General features: G+C 47.5%; 23 protein-coding genes. All 23 read left to right on the top strand.

The window, feature by feature from the left end:
- Positions 1-6: 6 nt before the first annotated feature.
- The 23 genes from addA to AC1DLI_RS02110 all read left to right on the top strand — a co-directional run bounded on the left by addA (position 7) and on the right by AC1DLI_RS02110 (position 23,461).
- A complete protein-coding gene (addA, locus tag AC1DLI_RS02220; RefSeq protein WP_477599201.1) occupies positions 7-3,867 on the top strand; it encodes a helicase-exonuclease AddAB subunit AddA in 3,861 nt (1,286 codons plus the stop codon).
- Positions 3,868-3,889: 22 nt separating this feature from the next.
- The gene (locus AC1DLI_RS02215; RefSeq protein ID WP_477599199.1) at positions 3,890-4,504 is read left to right on the top strand and encodes a hypothetical protein; all 615 of its coding nucleotides are present in this window, start codon (positions 3,890-3,892) and stop codon (positions 4,502-4,504) included.
- 80 nt (positions 4,505-4,584) lie between these two features.
- Positions 4,585-4,893 carry a hypothetical protein gene (locus AC1DLI_RS02210; RefSeq protein ID WP_477599197.1) on the top strand — a complete coding sequence of 103 codons (309 nt, stop codon included), beginning with the start codon at positions 4,585-4,587 and terminating at the stop codon, positions 4,891-4,893.
- A 122-nt stretch (positions 4,894-5,015) separates the two neighbouring features.
- The gene (locus AC1DLI_RS02205) at positions 5,016-5,369 is read left to right on the top strand and encodes a histidine triad nucleotide-binding protein (RefSeq protein ID WP_477599195.1); all 354 of its coding nucleotides are present in this window, start codon (positions 5,016-5,018) and stop codon (positions 5,367-5,369) included.
- 85 nt (positions 5,370-5,454) lie between these two features.
- Positions 5,455-5,628, top strand: a complete 174-nt coding sequence (gene rpsU / locus AC1DLI_RS02200) for a 30S ribosomal protein S21 (protein ID WP_005547957.1) — start codon at positions 5,455-5,457, stop codon at positions 5,626-5,628.
- Between the two features lie 15 nt (positions 5,629-5,643).
- The gene (locus tag AC1DLI_RS02195) at positions 5,644-6,087 is read left to right on the top strand and encodes a GatB/YqeY domain-containing protein (protein ID WP_139994357.1); all 444 of its coding nucleotides are present in this window, start codon (positions 5,644-5,646) and stop codon (positions 6,085-6,087) included.
- A gap of 152 nt (positions 6,088-6,239) precedes the next feature.
- Positions 6,240-7,619: an NfeD family protein gene (locus AC1DLI_RS02190; protein WP_477599192.1), complete on the top strand. Its 1,380-nt coding sequence runs from the start codon at positions 6,240-6,242 to the stop codon at positions 7,617-7,619.
- 51 nt (positions 7,620-7,670) lie between these two features.
- The gene (gene floA, locus AC1DLI_RS02185) at positions 7,671-8,660 is read left to right on the top strand and encodes a flotillin-like protein FloA (protein WP_477599190.1); all 990 of its coding nucleotides are present in this window, start codon (positions 7,671-7,673) and stop codon (positions 8,658-8,660) included.
- Positions 8,661-8,721: 61 nt separating this feature from the next.
- Complete coding sequence (locus AC1DLI_RS02180; RefSeq protein ID WP_477599188.1) at positions 8,722-9,216, top strand: hypothetical protein; 495 nt, start codon at positions 8,722-8,724, stop codon at positions 9,214-9,216.
- A 170-nt stretch (positions 9,217-9,386) separates the two neighbouring features.
- Positions 9,387-9,665 carry a sporulation protein YqfC gene (gene yqfC, locus AC1DLI_RS02175; RefSeq protein ID WP_477599186.1) on the top strand — a complete coding sequence of 93 codons (279 nt, stop codon included), beginning with the start codon at positions 9,387-9,389 and terminating at the stop codon, positions 9,663-9,665.
- Between the two features lie 68 nt (positions 9,666-9,733).
- Positions 9,734-10,927 (top strand): sporulation protein YqfD, encoded by a 1,194-nt coding sequence (gene yqfD / locus AC1DLI_RS02170; RefSeq protein ID WP_477599184.1) that lies wholly within the window; start codon positions 9,734-9,736, stop codon positions 10,925-10,927.
- A 6-nt stretch (positions 10,928-10,933) separates the two neighbouring features.
- Positions 10,934-11,905 (top strand): PhoH family protein, encoded by a 972-nt coding sequence (locus AC1DLI_RS02165; protein ID WP_477599367.1) that lies wholly within the window; start codon positions 10,934-10,936, stop codon positions 11,903-11,905.
- Between the two features lie 17 nt (positions 11,906-11,922).
- A complete protein-coding gene (locus AC1DLI_RS02160; protein WP_477599182.1) occupies positions 11,923-14,169 on the top strand; it encodes an HD family phosphohydrolase in 2,247 nt (748 codons plus the stop codon).
- A complete protein-coding gene (ybeY, locus tag AC1DLI_RS02155) occupies positions 14,166-14,663 on the top strand; it encodes an rRNA maturation RNase YbeY (RefSeq protein ID WP_477599180.1) in 498 nt (165 codons plus the stop codon). Before AC1DLI_RS02160 ends, ybeY begins: the two co-directional genes overlap by 4 nt.
- Positions 14,663-15,025 (top strand): diacylglycerol kinase family protein, encoded by a 363-nt coding sequence (locus tag AC1DLI_RS02150; protein ID WP_308997846.1) that lies wholly within the window; start codon positions 14,663-14,665, stop codon positions 15,023-15,025. Before ybeY ends, AC1DLI_RS02150 begins: the two co-directional genes overlap by 1 nt.
- A gap of 30 nt (positions 15,026-15,055) precedes the next feature.
- Positions 15,056-15,490: a cytidine deaminase gene (locus AC1DLI_RS02145; protein ID WP_308997845.1), complete on the top strand. Its 435-nt coding sequence runs from the start codon at positions 15,056-15,058 to the stop codon at positions 15,488-15,490.
- A gap of 8 nt (positions 15,491-15,498) precedes the next feature.
- On the top strand, positions 15,499-16,422 hold the full coding sequence (gene era, locus AC1DLI_RS02140) for a GTPase Era (RefSeq protein WP_477599177.1): 924 nt from the start codon (positions 15,499-15,501) through the stop codon (positions 16,420-16,422).
- Between the two features lie 100 nt (positions 16,423-16,522).
- Positions 16,523-16,684 (top strand): YqzL family protein, encoded by a 162-nt coding sequence (locus AC1DLI_RS02135; RefSeq protein ID WP_477599175.1) that lies wholly within the window; start codon positions 16,523-16,525, stop codon positions 16,682-16,684.
- A 166-nt stretch (positions 16,685-16,850) separates the two neighbouring features.
- Positions 16,851-17,594, top strand: coding sequence for a DNA repair protein RecO (gene recO, locus AC1DLI_RS02130; RefSeq protein ID WP_477599173.1), 744 nt, complete (start codon positions 16,851-16,853; stop codon positions 17,592-17,594).
- A gap of 155 nt (positions 17,595-17,749) precedes the next feature.
- Positions 17,750-19,291 carry an MDR family MFS transporter gene (locus AC1DLI_RS02125; protein WP_477599171.1) on the top strand — a complete coding sequence of 514 codons (1,542 nt, stop codon included), beginning with the start codon at positions 17,750-17,752 and terminating at the stop codon, positions 19,289-19,291.
- A gap of 365 nt (positions 19,292-19,656) precedes the next feature.
- On the top strand, positions 19,657-20,544 hold the full coding sequence (glyQ, locus tag AC1DLI_RS02120; protein ID WP_477599169.1) for a glycine--tRNA ligase subunit alpha: 888 nt from the start codon (positions 19,657-19,659) through the stop codon (positions 20,542-20,544).
- Complete coding sequence (gene glyS / locus AC1DLI_RS02115) at positions 20,537-22,618, top strand: glycine--tRNA ligase subunit beta (RefSeq protein ID WP_477599167.1); 2,082 nt, start codon at positions 20,537-20,539, stop codon at positions 22,616-22,618. Before glyQ ends, glyS begins: the two co-directional genes overlap by 8 nt.
- Before the next feature lie 27 nt (positions 22,619-22,645).
- On the top strand, positions 22,646-23,461 hold the full coding sequence (locus AC1DLI_RS02110) for a pyruvate, water dikinase regulatory protein (protein ID WP_477599165.1): 816 nt from the start codon (positions 22,646-22,648) through the stop codon (positions 23,459-23,461).
- Positions 23,462-23,540: the final 79 nt, after the last annotated feature.

The following is a 23,540-nucleotide window of genomic DNA, read 5'->3' as shown; positions in this document are numbered from 1 at the left end:
GAGAAGATGCATACTGCGAAGGATTCTCCTAAGCCGGAGAACAGCACCTGGACGGATGATCAGTGGGACGCCATCGTTACAAGCGGCTCGAACATTCTTGTAGCAGCTGCGGCTGGTTCCGGAAAGACTGCGGTGCTTGTAGAACGGATTATTCGCAAAATATCCGCGTTTACCGATGTCGACCGCTTGCTCGTGGCAACCTTTACGAAGGCGGCGGCAGCTGAGATGAAGGACCGAATCCGGCTTGCCCTGGAGCAGGAGCTTGAACGTCAGCCGGACTCCGAGCATCTGCGCCGCCAGCTGGCTTTGATGAACCGGGCCTCCATAACGACGCTTCACTCCTTTTGCATGGACGTCATACGCCGCTATTATCCGCTGATCGGTCTAGATCCTGGTTTTCGGATCGCGAACGAGACGGAAAGCGAGCTTTTGCGGCTTGATGTACTCGATCAGCTCTTTGAGCAAAAATACGAGGGTGCAGACGATAACGGCGCGTTTCTTCGATTAGCAGACCGTTATGGCGGTGAACGCGGGGACGAGCCTCTGTACAGGCTGGTTCAGCAATTATTCGATTTTGCGCAAAGCCATCCTTGGCCGGAGCATTGGCTGCGGGAGACAGCAGAAGCATTTAATGTTGCCGATGTGACGGACTTGCAAAACAACAAGTGGGTAATCAGCCTAAAAACCGATATTCAGCTCGTCCTTGAAGGAGCAGGCTCGCTGCTGCATCAGGCATTGGAGCTCACGCGGCAGCCAGCAGGACCTGCCCCTTATGCCGCAACATTCGATGAAGATTTGCAAATAATCGGCGGCCTTTCCGAAATGATCCATACTAAGCCTTGGGAAACATGGATTGAGCCCTTTCAAATGATTCAATACGGTAAGCTGAAAGCGATGCGGGGCGATGAGTATGACAAATCGCTTCAGGAGCAGGCGAAGGTGCTTCGCGATCAAGCGAAGAAGCTGGTTACCTCGCTCGCTGAGGAGCTTTTTGGACGAACCCCTGAACAGTTTTTAGAAGAGCTGCAGGAGCTGGCCCCGTTAATGCGGGCGCTGGCTGAGCTGGTCATTGAATTCGGGCAAGGCTATGAGGCGGCTAAACGGGCAAAAGGCATGCTGGATTTCGGGGATCTGGAGCATTATTGCTTGCGGATCCTGAGAGATCCCGCATCTACGCCGCAGCAGATGTCGCCATCCATTGCCGCGATGGAATTCCAGCAGCAATTCGATGAGATCTTGCTTGATGAATATCAGGATACGAATATGGTTCAGGAAGCAATCGTCTCATTAATCGAACGGCCAGGCACGGGCAACCGTTTTATGGTTGGCGATGTTAAGCAGAGCATTTACGGCTTCCGGCTAGCCGAGCCAAAGCTTTTTTTGCAAAAATACAAATCATACCTTTCCCGCGATGAGTCAGGCAATATAACAGCACCGGACAGCGCGAGAGGACTGCGGATTGATTTAGCAAGAAACTTCCGCAGCCGCGAGGAGGTTGTGGATGGTGTAAACGCGGTTTTCCGCGCCATCATGCGAGAGAATGTCGCGGAGATGGACTATGATAAACGTGCAGAGCTTGTATGCGGAGCGGCCTATCCTGCTCCTGTGCCGGAAGATCGGTGTCAGGTTGAATTTGCTGTGCTGAATAAAACGGATACGGATGACGATGAGTCGGAAAGCAGCGAAAATACGGAAGGTTCCGAATTGACTGATGAGGGTGAGCAAGGGGAAGGCGCAGCGTCAGTAGAGTCGGTATCGGAGCTTAAGACCGCTCAGCTTGAAGCGCGTTGGATCGGGCAGCAGTTGAAGTCACTTATCGACAGCGGTTTTCAGGTTTACGATGGCAAACGGCGGGAGTACAGACCTATGCATTGGAGAGATGTCGTTATTTTGCTCCGCGCAACGCAAGCTTGGGCTCCGATTATAATCGAGGAACTTCAAGCGAGCGGTATCCCAGCGTATGCAGAGCTGAGCAGCGGCTACTTTGAGGCGACAGAAGTAGAGACGATGCTTTCCATGCTTCGTATCATCGATAACCCGTATCAGGATATCCCGCTTGCTGCGGCCTTGCGATCGCCGTTATTTTCGCTAAATGCAGAGGAGCTGGCGCGAATTCGCATCCTCGCATCGAAGTCGTCGTATTACGATGCCGTCCTGCATGCAGCAGGAGACTTACTGCTGGATGAGGATACTCGCAGAAAGCTATCTTTGTTTCTGGAACGTCTGGATCGTTGGCGGGAAGAGGCTAGGCAGGGCTCACTTGCCGACTTACTGTGGGAGATCTATCGTGAAACGGGCTATTACGATTTCGTGGGAGGTTTGCCGGGAGGCACGCAGCGGCAAGCGAATTTGCGCGCCCTGCATGATCGTGCACGTCAATATGAGGCGACATCCTTCCGTGGATTATTTCGTTTTTTGAGATTTATCGAACGCATGCGGGATAGCGGCGGCGATTTGGGGACGGCAAGAGCGCTTGGCGAGCAAGAGGATGTTGTGCGCATCATGTCGATTCACAAAAGCAAGGGACTTGAGTTTCCGGTCGTATTCGTTGCTGGTTTAGGCAAGCAGTTCAATCAACAAGATGTGCGAAGCGTATTCCTTAAGCATAAGGAGCTTGGATTTGGTCCTCGTTTTGTTGATCCGGCGCTTCGCATTAGCTATCCCACATTACCCTATTTGGCTATCCGCCGCGCGATGCGCAAGGAAATGCTCGCCGAGGAAATGCGTATTCTATACGTTGCATTGACTCGGCCAAAAGAGAAAATGTATCTTGTAGCGACGGTATCGGATGCGGAATCTAAACTTAAGCGCTGGCTCGGCGCTGTAGATGCGAACGGAAATCTACCGGATTTCCGAGTCGCTGCAGCACGTTCCTTTATCGATTGGCTTGGGCCTTTGGCAGCAAGACAAATGGAAGACAGGCAGCAAACGGCGAGAAACGCACCGCAATGGCACGCAGGGATCGTCCCCGCTGCGCTATTCGGCACGGAGGCTGCTGCTGCAACAGAAGGGCTCAACCAGCAGGACCGAGCTAAGGAGGAACGGCTGCAGGCTGTTACAACACTTTCCGTGCTGGAAGACATTGAAGCGGATACCGAGCTGCGCACGCGGCTTGATTGGCAATATCCGCATCAGGAGGCCGCATTGCTTGCAGCAAAAACTTCGGTAACCGAAATGAAAAGACTTTATTCCGATATCATGGAGGATGCCGTTCCACTTGAAGATCCGAATGGAACTAACTTTGATAACGCGGACAAGGCAGATACTCTAGAAGCACCGGAAGCCTCCTATACGTTCCGATTGAGACGGCCGGCCTTCATGGAGGAAAAGTCGCTTACCGCCGCGGAGAAGGGCTCTGTGAACCATTTGCTGATGCAGCATGTATCCTTGTCCGGAACAGCTGATGAAACAAAACTGAAGCATACATTGGACAACATGATTGAGCGACGGCTCTTGACGGCAAAACAATCGGAAGCGATTGATCTGACGGCTGTCGCGGCTTTTTTCAATAGCGAGCTTGGTCAGCGCTTATTGGGAGCCGATTGGGTAAGAAGAGAAGTCCCTTTCAGCTGCATGTTTCCTGCAAGCCGAGTATATCCAAAGTCGGAAGGGCTGCTGACGAAGGAATCTATATTGATTCAAGGTGTTATCGATTGCTTGTTCGAGGATGCGGCTGGCGTCGTATTGCTGGATTACAAAACCGATCGGATCTATAAGCAGCAATGGGAGCAGGCCGCTGAGCGTCACCGCTTTCAGCTTGAGCTGTACGCAGAGGCTATTGAATCCGTGCTTGGTAGAAAAGTAGATGAATGTCATGTCTTTTTCTTTGATGGCGGGCAATCGGTTCAGTTAATAAAGATGAATTAAAACATAAAAGGAGGAAGTGAAGTTGGAACCACAGAAATCGGGCAAACGCTCAATCGCGTTGCCCATAACACTGGTTATTCTCGTATTTAGCTTAATCGGCAATGTGTTTTTATACTCTCAATTTTTGCAGCACAAGCAGGAGAACAACTATGAGAAAGGACAAAGGATTTACGCGGCAGCTACCGAATCGCAGCAATACGCAAAGGAAATGACGCCTCTGCTTGACGAGTTTCTAGCAAGCAATACTATGGGGGAGCGGCTAACCCTGCAATTCGATGCAGGCAAGGTGACTGCGAAAGGCACAGCATTGACTGAACTGACAAAAGAAGCAGCGAGCATATCCGTTCAACAAGGGAAATGGAATGTTAAGCTTCCAGATAGCTACGTTAGTGAGGTTGAAAAGGGTTTGCAAGCGATCGGCCGTTACGAAGGCCCTTTGAACGAAGCCGATCAGTCCTACCTGACAGAGCTCAAAAATTCGTTTGTTGCGATTTCAAGCATCTTGAGCGGTTTCAATTCTAATATTGGCGATAGTCGAATTGCTATTATCCGTTTGTCCAGCGGTCTTGATTGGATCGACCTTGTAGAGCAGCTGCAAAACAAGATGATGGGACAATCAGAAAATACAGCTTCGTAGAGTCAGAAGAATCAACGAGAGTTATAGCAGTAGCCAAGTGCCCACCTGTGAATAAGATATAGGAACAGGAGGCTGATACGATGGAACATGCTGTAGTGGATCAGGAGCAAATGAAGCAATGGTGCGAGTATCATAAGCATCGCTATGTTTTGGCTCAAACACATGACGGCTGGTGCGCAGACGGTTTTCTAGAGTATTTGGATGACGAAGTATTGTGTATCGCAGTGCCTTGCGGCTCGAATGAATGGGAGGATAACCGCGCGTTTCTGCCCTACCCGGCATTTGGATATCCGATATATCCATACCCGTATTACCCGCGCAGGCGGTTTGTACGCCAAATATTACCGGTTGCTGCCCTGCTAGGTTTGTCATTGCTGCCTTATTATTAAGGTATGTGCGCGGATGATGGCGGAAGGAATGCTTATTCCTTCCGCCGCTATTTTTTTGGATTGGACGAGCATCCAAAATTTCGGTATGATAGGGAAAGGTTAACGAACAGGGGGTGAACCATATGGACTGTATTTTTTGCAAAATAATTGAAGGCACGATTCCGTCGAAGAAGGTTTTTGAAAATGACAGAATTCTTGCTTTTCACGACATACAGCCAGCTGCTCCGGTACATATTCTAATCATTCCAAAGAAGCATATTCCTACCATGAATGACGTTACGGATGAAGACGCGCAGGTTGTTGCAGAGCTGTTTTCCGTAGCCCGCGAGATCGCCAAGGAGCACGGAATTGCTGAGTCTGGCTATCGTCTAGTCAACAATGTAAATGCCGATGGAGGACAGATTGTTTATCATCTGCATATACATCTCTTGGGCGGAACAAAACTTTCTCCGCTGCTCGCAGATATCCGAAGTTGACACTGCCTTTTGGTTTGACATATAATGAAATTTGATAAACCGTGTTATAGCTCTGGACGGTCTGTTTCGGAGGGAGGGAAAACTGGTGTCTGAAACTAAAGTTCGCAAAAACGAAACTATTGATGCTGCGCTTCGCCGCTTTAAACGTTCCATCGCTAAAGATGGAGTTCTAGCTGAGGTGAAAAAACGCAAGCATTATGAAAAGCCAAGTGTAAAGCGCAAGAAGAAGTCTGAGGCTGCGCGCAAGAGAAAGTTTTAGGAGGATCCTTCCATAATGAACCTGAGCGAAAGATTGACCGACGATATGAAGCAAGCCATGAAGAATCAGGACAAGTTTAAGCTTTCCGTAATTCGTATGATGCGCGCGTCAGTGAAAAACTTGGAAATCGATCTCAAGCGTCCTTTGGACGATAACGAAGTGCTTGATATATTGAGTCGTGAAATCAAACAACGTAAAGATTCCCTCCAAGAATTTAAAAAAGCCAGCCGTGATGATTTAGTAGCGGGTCTTGAGGTCGAAATTGAAATTATTAGTCAATACCTTCCCGAACAGCTGACTGAAGAAGAGATTCAAGAGATAGTAACGCAGACCATCCATGAACTCGGTGCTTCTTCCAAAGCCGATATGGGAAAAGTTATGAGTGCCCTTTTGCCTAAAACAAAAGGACGCGCTGACGGTAAACTAGTAAATCAGCTCGTACAGCAACATCTCAACTAACTAAACATTCGGACACACAAAACACCCCTGGAAACAGGGGTGTTTTTTTGTGCGCTTGCTTTGCAAATGGTATAATCTTGAAAACGTCGAACGAAACCTACAGGTTGGTTTCGCGTAGTAGGGAGCAATACACAAATAAGGGAGGAACCTTCTTGCATACGAACCGATGGCGAAGAAGCTTTTCCATCACTCCTATTGCATGGCTTGCCGTCTTACTCTTGGTGGCGCTTAGCGGACTATTCGGGTCACCAGTCGATCGAGCACAGGCCGCGGGCGACATTGGTCCTGCAGTATATGTGATTCCCGTTAAACAAACGGTTGAATCGGGTCTTCAATCGTTTTTGGAAAGAGCGTATGGAGAAGCGGAAGAAGCAAAAGCGGAGCATGTTATACTTGTTATAAATACACTGGGCGGTAAAGTGGTTAACGCAGAGCAAATTGGTCATTTTATTCGGGAAAATAAAATTCCTACAACCGCATTCGTGGAAGGTAAAGCGGTATCGGCCGGCACCTACATCGCGTTAAATGCGGATAATATCGTCATGCAGCCAGGCAGCACGATAGGTGCCGCAGCTGTCGTGGATGGTTCCGGTGATTTAATTGACAATCCGAAGACAATCTCATTTTGGACTTCCGAGATGAGTGAGTCAGCAGGCTTGCAAGGCCGCGATAAAAACATCGCTGCAGCCATGGTTGATCCGAGTGTTGTTTTGGAATTGAAGGATAAGATCGGCAGAGATAAGCTGAAGGGTGACATTCTCTCGCTTACCGCGTCAGAGGCTGAGAAGCTTGGTTACTCTGAGCATACAGCCGCATCCGTAGATGAGGTAGTTAAATGGCTTGGCCTTGAAGGCCGCACACAAATCGAGGTTGCACCCACACTTGCGGAAAATGCAGCAAGATGGCTAATTAATCCGGTTGTCATGACTGTGCTGCTTATTCTCGGCATCGCCGGCATCGTCATTGAAATGTTGGTTCCAGGCTTTGGCGTGCCAGGCATCGTTGGGCTTCTATCGTTTGGTTTGTATTTCTTCGGTCACTATGTAGCTGGATTTGCCGGAATGGAATCCGTTGTTCTATTTGTAATCGGGATAGCATTGCTTATCATCGAGGTATTTGTACCAAGCTTCGGGATTCTGGGCATTCTCGGAAGCACGGCATTGATCGCCGGCGTGGTATTGGCAGCTTCAGATCCGATGACGGCTTTTATCTCCATCGTTATTGCGCTTGTTGCTGCGATTATTTTGATCGTCTTATTTGTGCGAATGAATAAATCGAGAGGGATTTGGAATAAATTCATTTTGCGCGACAAGCTGACAACAGAACAAGGCTTTGTATCCGCCGATCTAAAGGATTCCCTTCTAGGGCTTGAAGGGACGACGATAACCCCGTTAAGGCCGGCAGGAACTGTTATTTTGGGGGATAAACGCATTGATGTAGTCACATCAGGGGAGTTTATCGATGCGAATCGCACGGTTACGGTTATAAAAGCGGAAGGTACTTGGGTGGTAGTCAAGGAAGTGACTAAATAGAAGTATCTAAATAATTAACAAAATAATTTAACCATATGGAGGTTTGAGACAATGGATCCTATCGTTTCATTTTTGATTATAGCCGTCGTAGTTATTATCGTACTATCCGTATTTCTTAGCTTCTTTCCGATTATGCTTTGGATTTCAGCATTGGCATCGGGAGTTAGGGTCGGAATTATTACGCTCGTTGCGATGCGCTTGCGCCGGGTCGTTCCAAGCAGAATTGTCAATCCGTTAATTAAAGCGACAAAAGCGGGTCTTGGCCTTAATATTAATCAGTTGGAGAGCCACTTCTTGGCAGGGGGAAATGTAGACCGCGTCGTTAATGCTTTGATTGCCGCGCAGCGAGCGAATATTCCTCTTATTTTCGAACGTGCGGCTGCAATTGATTTGGCTGGCCGCGATGTGCTACAAGCCGTACAAATGAGCGTTAACCCGCGAGTCATAGAAACGCCAATCGTCGCCGCAGTAGCGAAGGATGGCATTGAGGTAAAGGTAAAGGCGCGCGTAACGGTCCGTGCGAACATAGAACGTCTTGTCGGCGGTGCCGGCGAAGAGACCATCATCGCTCGTGTCGGCGAAGGTATTGTCACAACAGTAGGATCGGCTAATTCCCACAAGGATGTGCTTGAGAACCCGGATATGATTTCTCGTACAGTGCTCGGTAAAGGTCTGGATGCCGGAACGGCATTCGAAATCCTTTCCATCGATATCGCGGATGTGGATGTAGGCAAAAACATTGGCGCTCATCTTCAAACGGAGCAAGCGGAAGCGGATAAAAAAATTGCCCAGGCGAAAGCGGAAGAACGCCGTGCGATGGCTGTAGCCCATGAGCAGGAGATGAAAGCTAAGGTTGTGGAAATGGAAGCGCGAGTCGTTGAGTCGGAATCGCAGGTTCCGCTTGCCATGGCGGAAGCTCTCAGGAGCGGTAAAATCGGCGTGATGGACTATTTGAACCTGAAAAACGTAGAGGCAGACACACAAATGCGCAGCTCTATCGGCAAGCAGGAAGGCCCAGCTGATCCGAAAGACGGCCGCTAATCCTAACGCTAAAATGTAGTTGCTATGAGCAGCGTGAGTGCGTCTTGGAGGTGAAGGCAAATTGAAGATCATTGAATTTTTGATGAACAACATATTTATTGTGGTCGTTATTGTTGGGGCTCTCGCATCCCTATTCCGAAAGTCAGGATCGAAGAACAAACCCGGACGCATGCCAGACTTTGGCGGAGGCGGCTTGCCGCGAACCTTGTATCCGCAGGATAGCCGAAAGGAACTTGAAGAGCGTCCGCTCCCGGCCGGCTCAGTAGGGGAGACCCTCTACCGCTCGCAAACGGAGAATAAGCGTGAGGATAGGGAAATCCCGTCACTTGCTTCCAGAGAATCGGAAATGTCTGTTGAAAGCCCACAGATTGCGTCTCTGCAGCGTGTGCTTCAAAGTGCAGCAACTAACAAGGATAAGGTTTCTGGTGCGGCAGAACGCAAATCTGAAAGCCAGGGCGCTGTCATGAACCCTAACCGTGCAGAAGATTTGCGAAGAGCGGTTATATGGGCTGAAATATTAGGACCGCCACGCTCAAAAAAACCATTTCGGAAATAACTAATGAACCGTCGGAGCTTAATGCTCAGGCGGTTTTTTTATTTTACAGCCATATTTATCCGATTAATCGCATATTTTGGAACAGTACATGAAAATGCTGTTCCTTTGCTATGGATCAGCTAGGCTTACAATCCAGCTTAAACAAAACTTAAGGAGGCTAAGATTCGCACATGCGCCGTATAAAAAAGAAATTCCGCAAAATGACAGCAGAGCTGCTTGATATGCCGCATGATGTCGTCTTTGATTTGCCTCGCCTTACGATGATCGGAGACCGCCAATTATATATCGAAAACCATCGAGGTGTCGTTCATTTCTCCAGCGAGCGCCTTAGATTAGCATTAAGCAAGGGCCAGCTGGAGGTAACGGGCAGCTCGCTTGTCATACGCACGATTTGGACGGAAGAAGTATTTGTGGAAGGTCAAATAACGAACATTCAGCTTTTGCCCTGATATAGAAAATGAATACAAGGTTGTTGACGGCAAAATGTAATGAGCAAACCGTAATGGAGGCGAACGTATTGAGCGGAATTGGCGCGAATTGGATAAAAGGAATGGTTACCGTTCACATAAGGGAAGGACAACCGGAGCAGCTCGTCAACCGCGCGCTAGCCGGCGGCCTGCAGCTGTCTTCTATACGTTGGACAAGCAGCGGCTTGCTTGAGTTTGAGCTGTCGGTCAGCGATTTCTTTGGCCTTCGTCCGTTTCTGAAGGAGACAGGCTGCCGAGTCCATGTTACGAAACGCAAGGGGCTGCCGTTTCTTCTCGTAAAGGCAGAGCGCAGAAAGCTTTTTGCTGGCGGAATCGTATTGTTTTTTGCAATCATATTCATGCTTTCGTCACTCGTTTGGAGCATTGATGTGCAGGGCAATGTAAAGTTGACGGAGGATCAGATCAGACTGGCTGCAAAAGAGGAAGGCTTGTATCCCATGCAGTGGTCATTCCGTCTTACAGACGCTGACGTATTATCTAAGCAGCTCGTTCGAAAGCTTCCTGGATCTACATGGGTAGGCGTCGAAAAAAAAGGCACGAAGGTAATTATCCAGGTTGTGGAGTCAACGATTCCGAGGCAAGCCGAATTGAATACGCCGCGTCATCTTGTTGCTTCAGCGGATGCTGTCGTTACTGAAATTATCGCAGAAGCGGGAAGGCCGGTCGTTCGGAAAAACACACGCGTGAAAAAAGATCAAATTCTGATTTCCGGAACGATTGGCGGCGAAGAAAATTCGCGAACTGTCGTTGCCAAAGGCAACGTCCGCGGTCTCGTCTGGTACGAGTATGAAATTGCCTCTCCTCTAGTTCAGCAGATTAAAGTATACACAGGCGAAAAAAAGACGAAATGGTTCGCCGTCATTGGCTCAAGAGCGCTGCAGGTTAGCGGCTATGGGAAGGATGGCTACGGCACTTCGGAAGCGATTCGTCACGAGGAGAAGGTTGCATGGCGCAATTGGACCCTGCCCATCGGCAGGATGAAGGAGACCGTCATGGAGACTCGTTTAGAAGACAGGGAACTGACAGAGGCGGAGGCAAAGAGCGCGGGAATCCTGCAGGCTAAAGCTAACGTACTAATTAAAGCAGGCAGCGATGCGGTCATCCGAGATGAAATTGTTTTGCATGAAAAGGCGGACAATGGTAAAGTTTATATGAAAGTTCTTTTTGAGGTCGAGCAATCTATCGTTAAAGAAATGCCACTAGTCCAGATGCAGGGAGAATGAGGATTGTTGCAAATTGAAACGAAAGTAGTAAAAATACCGCTCGGTAACGCAGCGGAAGGACTTGCAGTACTCGGACCACAAGACAATTACTTACGCCTTGTACAAGCGCAGGTTGAATCTTCAATTACTTCGCGTGAAGCGGAAATTGTTATTTCGGGGCCCTCAGATGAAGTTGAATCGCTGGAGCAGCTATTCAATGTGCTTTTACAGCTTGTTCGCGGCGGTTATAAGCCATCGGAACGGGATGTCGCTTATGCATTAGAACTCGCGAGATCCATGCAGGCAGAGGAGCTGCTAGACTTATTTAAGAAAGAAATCACGACTACCTTCCGAGGCAAGCCGATCCGCGTGAAGACGATCGGTCAGCGTCAATATGTGAAGACGATCCGCAAACGGGATATCGTATTCGGTATTGGACCAGCCGGAACGGGTAAAACATATTTGGCAGTCGTACTTGCCGTAGCTGCTTTGAAGGAAGGCTCTGTTAAACGTATCGTATTGACGAGACCAGCAGTAGAAGCGGGAGAAAATCTCGGATTTTTGCCGGGCGATTTGCAAGAAAAAGTAGATCCGTATTTGCGTCCTCTTTACGATGCTTTGCATGATGTGCTGGGGCCGGATCAGACAGTTAAAGCATTAGAACGCGGCATGATTGAAATCGCGCCGCTTGCTTATATGCGGGGTCGTACGCTTGACGATGCGTTCATCATTTTGGATGAAGCGCAAAATACGACGCCCGAGCAAATGAAAATGTTTCTGACTAGGCTTGGATTTGGCTCCAAAATGGTCATTACAGGTGACGTTACGCAAATCGACTTGCCCAGAGGCAAAAACTCGGGCTTGATCGAGGCTCAGCGTATTTTAAAGGACATAGAGGAAATCGGCATTATCCTTTTCTCTGAGCAGGATGTTGTCCGTCATTCATTAGTTCAAAAGATTATTGTTGCCTATAACTGGGATGCTGAAAACAAAGGCTAGAAAGGGATGTCTGCTGCATGAACCAAAACCAGACCGGAAAACAGGGGAATTTGCTGCCATCTAAGACGGCGGGTTGGAAGCAGAGTGCAGCCGTTCGCTGGGTGCTGATGTTGATGTTTGTGCTGCTGTTTTATTTCAGCTTAGCTCCGCATCTCGTTCCTGAGACATACGACATTGAGGAGGGCGCTGTAAGCGAGAAGGATATCAAAGCGCCCTTCCAAATTAAAGACGAGAAGGCGACACGACAAGCGGAAGAGGACGCAGCTGAAAAAGTCGACGTTATTTATTCCATAGTGCCCTTACGCAACGAAGTATTGGTTGATCAGATTTTTGTTCGAATCGAGCAATTGAATCAGGACGATCAAGTAACCTTGCAAAATAAAATTGATATTTATCGTAATGAAATTCCGGGACGCTATGCGGAGTATATCGACACCTTTGTTAAGCTCAACAAGGGCAGAGGCACCTACAACGACACTCTGCTTGAGGAAATGTCGCTGGTCGCAAAAGAACAGGAATACACCATTCCGGAAGAAACCTTTTACAAAATGCCAAACCTATCAGCCGAAACCTTAACCGAGATGCGTAATGTAGCTCGGGATATTGTGCGTAAGCTGACGGTCGAGCAGCTTCGGGAAGCCGAAACGGCGCGGACGCAGGTAGCCGAGCTTGTGAATGCCAGCTCGCTTTCAAGCCGGACGAGCAGAGAAATTGTACAGGAGCTGGCTAGATTCGCAATTATGCCGAATAAGTTTCTGGACAAAGCAGCGACAGACGAAGCCATGGTACAAGCTAAGCAGAACACGCCTCCTGTGGTCATTAAAGAGGGCGAGCTGATTGTAAAGCGCGGCCAGACTATTACGCCTGATTTGTACAAGCTCCTTGTTGATTCCTCGCTGCTTCAGGATAAGAAAAACTACTGGCCGCAGCTTGGGCTTTTGATTATGTCCTTAATGTTCATCGTCGCGCTGTACGCGTATTTGCATCAGTCGGGGAGCATAAATGGCGTTAAGCCTAAATATAACAATGCATCTTTGCTTATGTTGTGGCTTATTTTTCTAATCAATATCATAACGATACAAATCATTTCCTTGACGCAAACGGATGCTGCCCCGTATGCAGGCTATTTGGCTCCTGCTGCACTTGGCACCATGTTGATTACGCTTTTGCTTGATATGCACTTAGCAATGATCAGCTCCATTTTATTTGCGATTATGGGTAGCGTGATATTAAATACCGGCCAGCATCAAATTTTCGATTTTCAGTACGGATTTGTTATTATCGTTGTTTCGTTCGCTGCGATTTTCTCCATACACCGCGCGAGTCAACGGTCCACGATTTTGAAAGCAGGCATCATGGTCAGCTTGTTTGGCTCACTATCCGTCCTTACAGTTTTGCTGCTAACCGAGCAGCTCGAGCGCGCTCCGTTCATCTATTCGGTTGCTTTTGCTTTCGCAAGCGGATTAATTACGGCAGTGCTCGTTATCGGGTTGATGCCGTTTTTCGAGATTACATTCGGAATATTATCGGCGCTGAAGCTTGTTGAGCTATCCAATCCGAATCATCCATTGCTGCGGAAGCTGCTGACAGAAACACCGGGTACCTACCATCACAGCGTGATGGTTGGCAATTTATCCGAAGCGGCGGCCGAGGCCATCGGCGCCGATGGATTATTATGCCGAGTCGGTTCGTTTTATCATGACATCGGAAAGACGAAACGGCCGAATTATTTTATCGAAAACCAGTCTAATATCGAAAATCCGCATGATACCATTGATCCGAAGCTAAGCAAATCAATCATTGTCGCCCATGCAAGAGACGGTGTAGATATGCTGAAGGGACATAATATTCCTAAGCCTATTCGGGATATTGCAGAGCAGCATCATGGAACGACTTCGCTTAAGTTTTTTTATTACAAGGCAATAAAGCAAGCTGAAGAACAAGGCATCGAACCACAGTTCACAGAAGATGAATTCCGTTACCCCGGTCCTAAGGCACAGTCGAAGGAAGCGGCAGTAGTCGGAATTGCCGATTGCGTTGAAGCAGCGGTACGAAGCCTGCGGAATCCAACCGTGGAGCAGGTTGAAGCGATGATTCACAAAATCATTAAGAGCAGGCTGGATGATAACCAGTACAATGAATGTGATTTAACGTTGAAGGAACTTGATAAAATTGCGCAATCGCTTAAGGAAAGCGTAATTGGCATATTCCATTCACGTATCGAATACCCGGATGATGTGAAAACAAAGGAGCGTTTGGCATGAGCTTACAACTCGATTGGAGCAATGAGCAGCAAAAGCTGGAGATCCCTGATGAATGGATAGCAACACTAGAAAAGCTGCTGAAGCTTGCGGGCGAGGCGGAAGGCATTCAAGAAGGCGAGGTCTCGTTAACCCTCACGAATGATGAGGAAATTCACCAGTTAAACCGAGAATATCGCGGGATCGACCGCCCGACAGATGTATTGTCCTTCGCTATGCAGGAAGATGGCGTGGACGAGCTCGACATTATTTTCGAGGTTGAAAATGAAGAGGATGCCGATCCGATTTCAGGCATGCTTGGTGACATTATCATTAGTGTGGATACGGCACTTGCACAAAGCGAAGAGTACGGACATTCATTGGAGCGGGAAATCGGCTTTTTGTTCGTTCATGGTTTTCTGCATTTGATTGGTTACGATCACCAGGATGATGAGACAGAAGCGGAGATGACCGCAAAGCAGGAAGCTATTTTGCAGCAGGTAGGTTTAACTCGTTAATGCAGAAGTTTATTGCAAGCTTCGCGGTAGCGATCTCTGGAGTCGTCTTTGCGCTACGTACGCAAAGTCATATGCGGTTTCACGCGTTAGCAGGGCTGATAGCATGTGTTGTTGGATTAATCGTGTCGCTTGAGCCGCTGGAATGGGCGATTATCCTTCTAGCGATCGCAGTCGTAATTAGTGCTGAAATGATCAATACGGCTGTTGAGCAAGCGGTTAATCTTGCTAGCCCAAGCATACATCCGGTGGCGAAAGTGGCCAAGGATGTTGCTGCCGGAGCAGTTCTCATTGCCGCAGTCATTTCAGCGATTATAGGGCTGCTCATCCTTGGGCCGCCCTTATGGCGTTTATTCGCAGGTTAAGAAGTCAATCCTGAACGGGAGATGATTTGGATGGTATACGAAGGATTATCGGAGTCATATACGGCGCTGATGAACGCGGCTAAGGAAGCGATGTCTCGCGCTTACGTGCCTTATTCGAATTTTCAAGTCGGAGCAGCGCTTCTAGACGATGATGGACATATCCATCACGGGTGCAACATTGAGAATGCGGCTTATAGTCCTACTAATTGCGCAGAACGTTCGGCGATATTTCGCGCGGTTTCCGACGGGAAACGACCAGGTCAATTTCAGGCGATTGCGGTTATTGGCGATACCGAGGGGCCAATCGCGCCATGCGGCGTCTGCCGTCAGGTTTTAGTTGAGTTTTGTGCACCAGACATGCCTGTCATCATGGGTAATATAAACGGTCAGTGGACGATTTCGACCGTATCAGACATATTGCCGGGGGCTTTCACGCCGGCGTCATTAGAAAATAGGGAGCGTTAAATAAACATATGAATCGAACAACATCAAATGACCGTGACAGCAAAAAATTCCGATCTGGCTTCGTAGCTATAATTGGCAGGCCAAATGTAGGGAAATCAACGCTCATGAACCATCTTATTGGTCAAAAAATTGCAATCATGTCAGACAAGCCGCAAACAACCAGGAACAAAATTCACGGCGTATATACGACTAACGATACACAAATCGTATTTTTGGATACTCCAGGTATCCACAAGCCCCAATCAAAGCTTGGCAATTACATGATGCAGACAGCCGAGAGCGCGCTTAGAGAGGTTGAGGCGGCACTATTTCTAATTGACGCATCCGAGGGGCTTGGCGGCGGTGACCGCTTCATTATCGAACAGCTTAAAAAGGTAAAAACGCCAGTTTTTCTTGTTATGAATAAAATTGACAAGGTAGAACCGGAGCAGCTTTTGCCAATGATTACGCAATACAACGAGCTTCATGAATTTGCGGAAATTATTCCGATCTCAGCACTTAAAGGAAATAACGTTGATACGTTGCTTGAGCAGCTAACTCGTTATTTACCTGAAGGCCCGCAATATTACCCGGCAGATCAAATTACAGATCACCCGGAGCAGTTCGTTTGCTCAGAGCTTATTCGCGAAAAGATTCTTCACATGACTCGCGAGGAAATTCCGCATTCTATCGCGGTTACGATCGAAGATATGCGCGTTAAAGAAAATGGAGTCGTGTATATCGGAGCGGTAATTTTCGTTGAACGCGATTCCCAGAAAGGCATCATTATCGGCAAAAAAGGTGATCTCTTGAAGGAAGTCGGAAAACAGGCGCGCAAAGATATCGAAGCGCTTCTTGGCTCGCGCATTTATCTAGAACTGTGGGTAAAAGTAAAGAAGGATTGGCGCAATCAAGAGCGTGTGTTAAAGGATCTTGGCTATCGCCACGATTAAACAAAATTGACGTATTTTGTTAAGGATAGACAGCCCCCGTTTATCGCATCCTATTACCGTCTGAAGCAGCATTTCAGGGGACGGAAAGGGATGAATACGTATGCGAAATTTTTCGTGGAAGTATTTTACGTTGACCGGGGATGTCGAATCTTTCATGCTATACAAGGAAATGAATCAATATGGTGCAGAAGGCGGCTCCGATGCGTTAGCCAGCGAACACGAGGAGCATTCCCCGCTTGAATTAGAAGATACCTCAGGCTAATGCATCCATGGAATTATCGTATCGATTGATCATGTATAGGTTTTGGAAAGATAAGCTAATAGGTGAGCAGCATTTATCTGTTAGCTTATCTTTAACCGCTAAACGTGAGTTCACAGCCATGGGACTGTGAACCTTGCGTTTCTGCTTTCAGGGGAGAGTTTGTGCAATGCTGTATCGTGTTGAGGGGATAGTCATTCGAAGCATGGATTATGGGGAAGGTAACAAAATCGTTACTCTGCTTACAAAAACAAACGGAAAAGCGGGCGTATTAATACGCGGCGCAAAGAAAATAAAGAGCAAGCATTCGTCACTCGCTCAGCCGTTTACATATGGCGAGTTCGTTTATTTTCGGAGCAGCGGACTCGGCACACTTAACCATGGTGAGATTATCGAATCTCACCATGTTTTGCGTGAAAAGCTAGACTTGGCAGCCTATTCGTCATATGTAGCCGAGCTTACGGACCGTTCGCTGCAGGACGATGAAGCAACAGGATTTCATTTTGAGCAGCTGAAAGCATGTCTTGCCGCACTTCAAGAAGGAAAAGACGCCCAAATTGTGACACATCTCTACGAAATGCGAATTTTGGATTTATCAGGTTACGCTCCTGAACTGGATGAATGCGTTAGCTGCGGAAACGTTGTTGGTCCTTTTGTGCTCTCACCTTACGCCGGCGGCATATTGTGTACGCGTTGCAAGGGAAAGGATCCCCATGGGGTACCGCTTGGAGAAGGAGCATATAAGCTGCTTCGGTTATTTCGCCGTATGGATATGAGGAGACTGGGTTCTATCCAAGTAAAGCCGGAAACGAAAGCAGAACTTAAGCATTCCATGCGAAAGCTTATGGATACTCATCTGGGCTTACAGCTTAAATCGCGCAATTTTCTTGACCAATTGGATAAACTCATGTGAAAGCCCTTCACTATTTATGTTGGATATCATTGGTTTTCCCTCCGTCTTAAGGTGTAGTTAGCACTCATACTATTGCATGTTTACATGAATAGACGAATTGATTTAAGATGAGGAAGGTTGTTTTAGATTCGTAATTATATGGAGGGATTTACCTGATGTCTACAGGAAAAAATAGACTGGGGTTCGTCGTTGCCGGGCTATTGCTAGGCATACTTGTCGCATCGATTGATAACACAATCGTTTCGACGGCTATGGCCACGATTGTTTCTGATCTTGGCGGCTTGGACAAATATGTGTGGGTTACATCTGCATATCTTGTAACAGAAATGGCAGGCATGCCCATTTTCGGAAAGCTATCGGATATGTATGGCAGGAAACGTTTTTTCGTACTCGGCATTTCATTGTTTTTGATCGGATCGGTGCTTTGCGGCACGGCTGAATCGATAACGCAATTAACGATTTACCGCGCTATTCAAGGTATTGGCGGAGGCGCTATGATGCCTATCGCTTTTGCAATTGTATTTGACATTTTCCCTCCGGAAAAACGCGGGAAAATGGGCGGCTTATTCGGAGCCGTATTCGGTACGTCCAGCTTGTTCGGTCCTTTAGCGGGCGCTTATTTAACGGAGTATATCAATTGGCGCTGGATTTTCTATATCAATGTACCGATTGGACTCGTCGCTCTTGCATTTATCGCTATTTATTATAAGGAGTCGCTGTCCCATTCTAAGCAAAAAATTGATTGGTGGGGCGCAACAACGCTCGTAGGATCCATTGTTTGCCTAATGTTTGCCCTTGAGCTTGGCGGAGCGGAATTCGCATGGGATTCGGCACAAATCATTGGATTATTTGCCGGATTTACTGTCTTGCTTGGCATATTTTTGTTCGTTGAAACGAAGGCTGCAGAACCGATTATTTCCTTCAAAATGTTTAAGCAGCGTCTATTTGCTTCAAGCACAGGTGCTGGTTTGTTTTACGGTGCCGCATTTATTACGGCTGCGCTGTATATTCCGATGTTTGTACAGGGCGTATTCGGAGGAACAGCGGTAAGCGCTGGCTTGACGCTCCTTCCTATGACGCTTGGATCTGTTTTTGCAGCGCAGCTCGGAGGTTTCCTTGCTAACAAAATGCCTTATCGTAACGTAATGATGATTTCGGCAGTCATCTTCATTGCAGGTATCATTTTGTTGTCGACGATCACGCCGGAAACGACTCGTTTTATGTTGTCGGTATATATGTTCTTGACTGGCTTCGGAATTGGTTTTTCCTTCTCGGTTCTTGGCATGTCATCCATTCATGGCTTCGATATGCGTCAAAGAGGGAGCGCAACGTCAACGATGTCATTTGTACGATCGCTTGGAATGACCGTTGGCATTACCATTTTTGGTATCATTCAGCGTAATCATTTTACGAATGGGATGACCGAAGCTTTTGCAGGGGGAGAAGGACCAGGCCAAATGACAGAAAATGCTCGTGAGCTGCTTTCACCCGAGAAACGCGCTGAAATTCCACCGGATGTTATGGACAAAATCGTAGCCGCACTTTCGGATTCGGTTTCCGTAACCTTCCTTTGGTCGATTGTCCCTGCGGGGCTTGCTTTCATATGTGTTCTCATGATGGGGAATGCCGGAATGAAGGATATATTAGGCAATCATGCTGTGCAGGGCGGTTCTAAGAAAGAGGCGCGCAGTCATTAATCACATTTTTTATTGCTTGAAGCACATGTTTGACATTTGCCATAAAGAAGCATAAAATAATGCAATATGAATATTGGGCAATGATGGAGAAAGTAATCGTTTTATGTCGACAAGCTTAGCGAGCTGGGAAAAGTGAAAGCCCAGATGGACAAAACGATGAAAGGGCACTCCGGAGTCGTATCGAAGAAAGAGGGTTTGTTCGTAAGGAGCGAACCAAGTAGGGTGGAACCGCGGGAATTTAACTCTCGTCCCTACGTCTGGCAGCAGGCGTAGAGACGGGAGTTTTTTGCGTATCATCGCCTTTGCCGAACTTGCGAAAATGTCCCAAAAGGACAGAATACAGAAGAAGAAGGAGAGGGTCAGTAATGAATTTTCAGAAAATGATTTTAACACTGCAGCAATTCTGGGCTGAACAAAATTGTATTCTAGTACAGCCTTATGATGTGGAGAAGGGTGCAGGAACGATGAACCCGATGACATTCTTGCGTTCAATTGGGCCTGAGCCTTGGAATGTAGCTTACGTGGAGCCATCCCGTCGTCCAGCCGATGGCCGTTACGGTGAAAATCCGAATCGCCTATACCAGCATCACCAATTTCAGGTTATTTTGAAGCCTTCGCCAGACAACATACAAGAGCTTTACCTGGAAAGCTTGAAACAGCTMGGAATTGATGCGAATGACCATGATATTCGTTTTGTTGAGGATAACTGGGAATCACCGACGCTAGGCGCTTGGGGCCTTGGCTGGGAAGTATGGCTGGATGGCATGGAGATCACACAATTCACGTATTTCCAGCAGGTTGGCGGCATTGATGCTAATCCTGTTGCCGTAGAGATCACTTATGGTATGGAACGACTTGCTTCTTATATTCAAGAAAAAGAAAACGTGTTTGATTTGGAATGGGTAGAGGGCGTAACGTACGGTGATGTTTTCAAGCAGCCAGAATATGAGCATTCCAAATATACGTTTGAGACATCGGACACGGCGATGTTATTTTCCTTGTTCAACATGTACGAGGAAGAAGCGAAAAAAACAATGGAGCATCATCTCGTATTCCCAGCGTACGATTATGTGCTGAAATGCTCACACACCTTTAACCTGCTCGATGCTCGCGGAGCGATTAGCGTAACGGAAAGAACAGGATACATTACAAGGGTGAGAAATTTGGCGCGTGCCTGCGCCTCAACCTATTACGAGGAAAGAGAACGTTTAGGTTTCCCGTTGCTGAAGAAAGGAGTGAAGCAGCATGACTAGAGATTTGTTGCTTGAGATTGGACTAGAGGAAGTTCCTGCTCGATTTGTACGCGGTGCTATGAATCAGCTTAAGGATAAAACGGTAAAATGGCTGTCGGATTCACGCATCGAACATGGTGCTGTAAAGGTGTATGCGACACCTCGCCGGATTGCAGTCCTTATTCAAGATGTAGCTGAGAAGCAGTCTGATATGAATGAGGAAGCAAAAGGGCCTTCACGAAAAATTGCCCAGGATGACCAAGGAAACTGGAGCAAAGCGGCACTCGGATTTGCCCGGAGCCAGGGCGTAGAACCGGAGCAGCTTTATTTTCAAGAGCTCGCCGGCGTAGAGTATGTTTATGCGAATAAAAGCAGCGTGGGCGCAGAGACCGCGGTGGTTCTTCCTGAAGGTTTGCTTGCGTTGATTACGTCGATGTCTTTCCCTAAGAATATGCGTTGGGGAAGCCATGAGCTTCGTTTCGTAAGACCGATCCGTTGGCTTGTCGCGTTATTCGGCCAAGATGTCATTCCATTTGAAATAACGGGCGTACAGACCGGCAACGTATCCCGCGGACATCGCTTTCTCGGAGAGAATACGACTGTACAAGAGCCAGCTCAATACGTGGAGCGCTTGCGCGAGCAGAATGTCATTGCAGATGTGAGTGAACGCGAGGAGCTGATTGTTGCTCAAATAAATCAGCTTGCGAAGGAAAAGGGCTGGGAGATTGCAATTAAGGAGGATTTGCTGGAAGAGGTCTTGTTCCTAGTCGAATATCCTAATGTGCTATTTGGCGGTTTCGACCCGGCATTTCTTCATATCCCGCAAGAGGTGCTCATCACATCTATGCGTGAGCATCAAAGATACTTTCCTGTATTCAACGGTGAGGGACAGCTTCAGCCGTTTTTCGTTACCGTCCGCAACGGCGATCTAAAGTCGATTGACCTAGTAGCCAAGGGTAATGAAAAGGTGCTGCGCGCGAGACTTTCAGATGCGAAATTTTTCTATGAAGAAGATCATAAGCTGACGATTGAGCATGCTCTTTCCAAGCTTGAGAATATCGTATATCACGAAGAAATAGGCTCAGTTGCCGACAAGGTAAGAAGAATCCGCGCGACAGCTGATCTATTAAGCAAGCATTTGCAAATCGATGAGCAGCAATCCCAAGATATCAGCCGCTCTGCGGATATTTGTAAATTCGATCTCGTATCGCAAATGGTTTATGAGTTCCCTGAGCTTCAAGGTATCATGGGTGAAGATTATGCCCTAAAAGCAGGAGAGCGCGAATCGGTGGCGAAAGCCATTAATGAACATTACCAGCCTCGTTTTGCCGGCGATCTGGCTCCGTCTGAATTAACAGGAGCGATCGTAAGCTTAGCTGACAAGATCGATACGATTGTAGGCTGCTTCTCCATCGGAATTATTCCAACAGGTTCACAGGATCCGTATGCGCTTCGGAGACAAGCAGCCGGGATCGTTCAAATCATTTTGGCACACGGCTTAAAGTTGGAACTAAATGATTTGTATGATGCTTCCTTGTCTGTACATGAGAGCCGCGGTTTGAAGCGTGCAGCAACAGATATTCGCAAGGATCTTTCGGATTTCTTTGCGCTTCGAGTCAAGAACGTGTTGTCTGAGCAAGGCGTTCGTTACGATGTCGTTGATGCGGTTATGGCGTCAGGCTTCACGGATTTGAAGTCGACGATCGAGCGAGCTAACGTCGTTCAGACTCTAGCTGGGGGCGAGGACCGCGCTGCGTTCAAACAAACGGTGGAACAGTTCAACCGCGTGAGCAACCTAGGCTCCAAAGCGGCTGCAACAACGGTGGATGCCGCTTTGTTTAGCGAACAGGTAGAAAACGAGCTGTATGAAAAATGGCTGCAGCAGCGTCCTGTATTCAAAGAGGCGATTGATGCGGGAGATGTTTCAAAAGCGGTTCATTCATTGTCATCCTTGAAGCCGTATATTCATACTTATTTTGAAAATGTCATGGTCATGGCACCCGATGAGGCAGTACGCGCGAACCGTTTGTCAACGCTTGCTGGTATCGCGGAGGATATTGCCGTTGTTGCCGATTTCTCTAAGCTAGTTTGGTAGTAAAAGAAGTCAGGAGGATGATGGAAGATGTCTCGTTTAAATCCGGAAGTAATCGTCTATGTCGTATCCGATGCAGCTGGTGATACGGGTGAGCTTGTTGTTCGAGCAGCCATTGCGCAATTTCATCCGCTCCATACAGATATTCGCAGAGCTCCGTTTATTACAGAGGAAGCAGGCTTGCAGCGAATTATTTTGCAGGCAAAGCAAGCCGATGCCATCGTGATCTATACGTTAGTCATACCGCATCTCCGTGACAGCATGAAAAAGCTTGCCGAGACCCATAACGTCGCCGCCATCGATCTTTTGGGGTCATTTATAGAAACGCTTGAAATGCGGACAGGTCGACAATCCCGTCAAGAGCCTGGACTTAATCATGTTCTTGATGCGGATTATTTCCGCAAAGTGGAAGCAGTCGAATTCGCGGTTAAGTATGATGACGCAAGAGATACTTCAGGGGTATTAAAGGCAGATATTGTATTGGTAGGGGTATCGCGTACGTCGAAGACCCCGTTGTCCATGTATCTTGCCCATCAAAAGTTTAAAGTCGCGAATGTGCCGCTTGTTCCGGAATTAAAGCCGCCTGAAGAATTGTTTAAGCTTCCTAAGCGCAAAGTAATTGGACTTACGATTGGGGTTCCTTATTTGAATACCATTCGGAAGGAACGCCTCAAAGCGCTTGGATTACCTAATAATGCATCCTATGCCACGCCGGACCGTATTGAAAAAGAACTTCTCTATGCCGATAACATTATGAAACAGCTCGGATGCGTTGTCATTGACGTATCGCACCGGGCAGTTGAAGAAACGGCAAGCTTAATTATGGAATATGTACGTATGCCATAAAGCAAGGGGAAGGATTTTTTACAGTTATGCCGTATATAATAATATAGGACAAGAATTTGAAATCGAGCGGTGATCTTCT

It is taken from the genome of Paenibacillus sp. 01T443 (assembly GCF_056398325.1).
The sequence above is the reverse complement of the archived record's forward strand: the minus strand, read 5'-3'. Positions and strand labels throughout refer to the sequence as shown.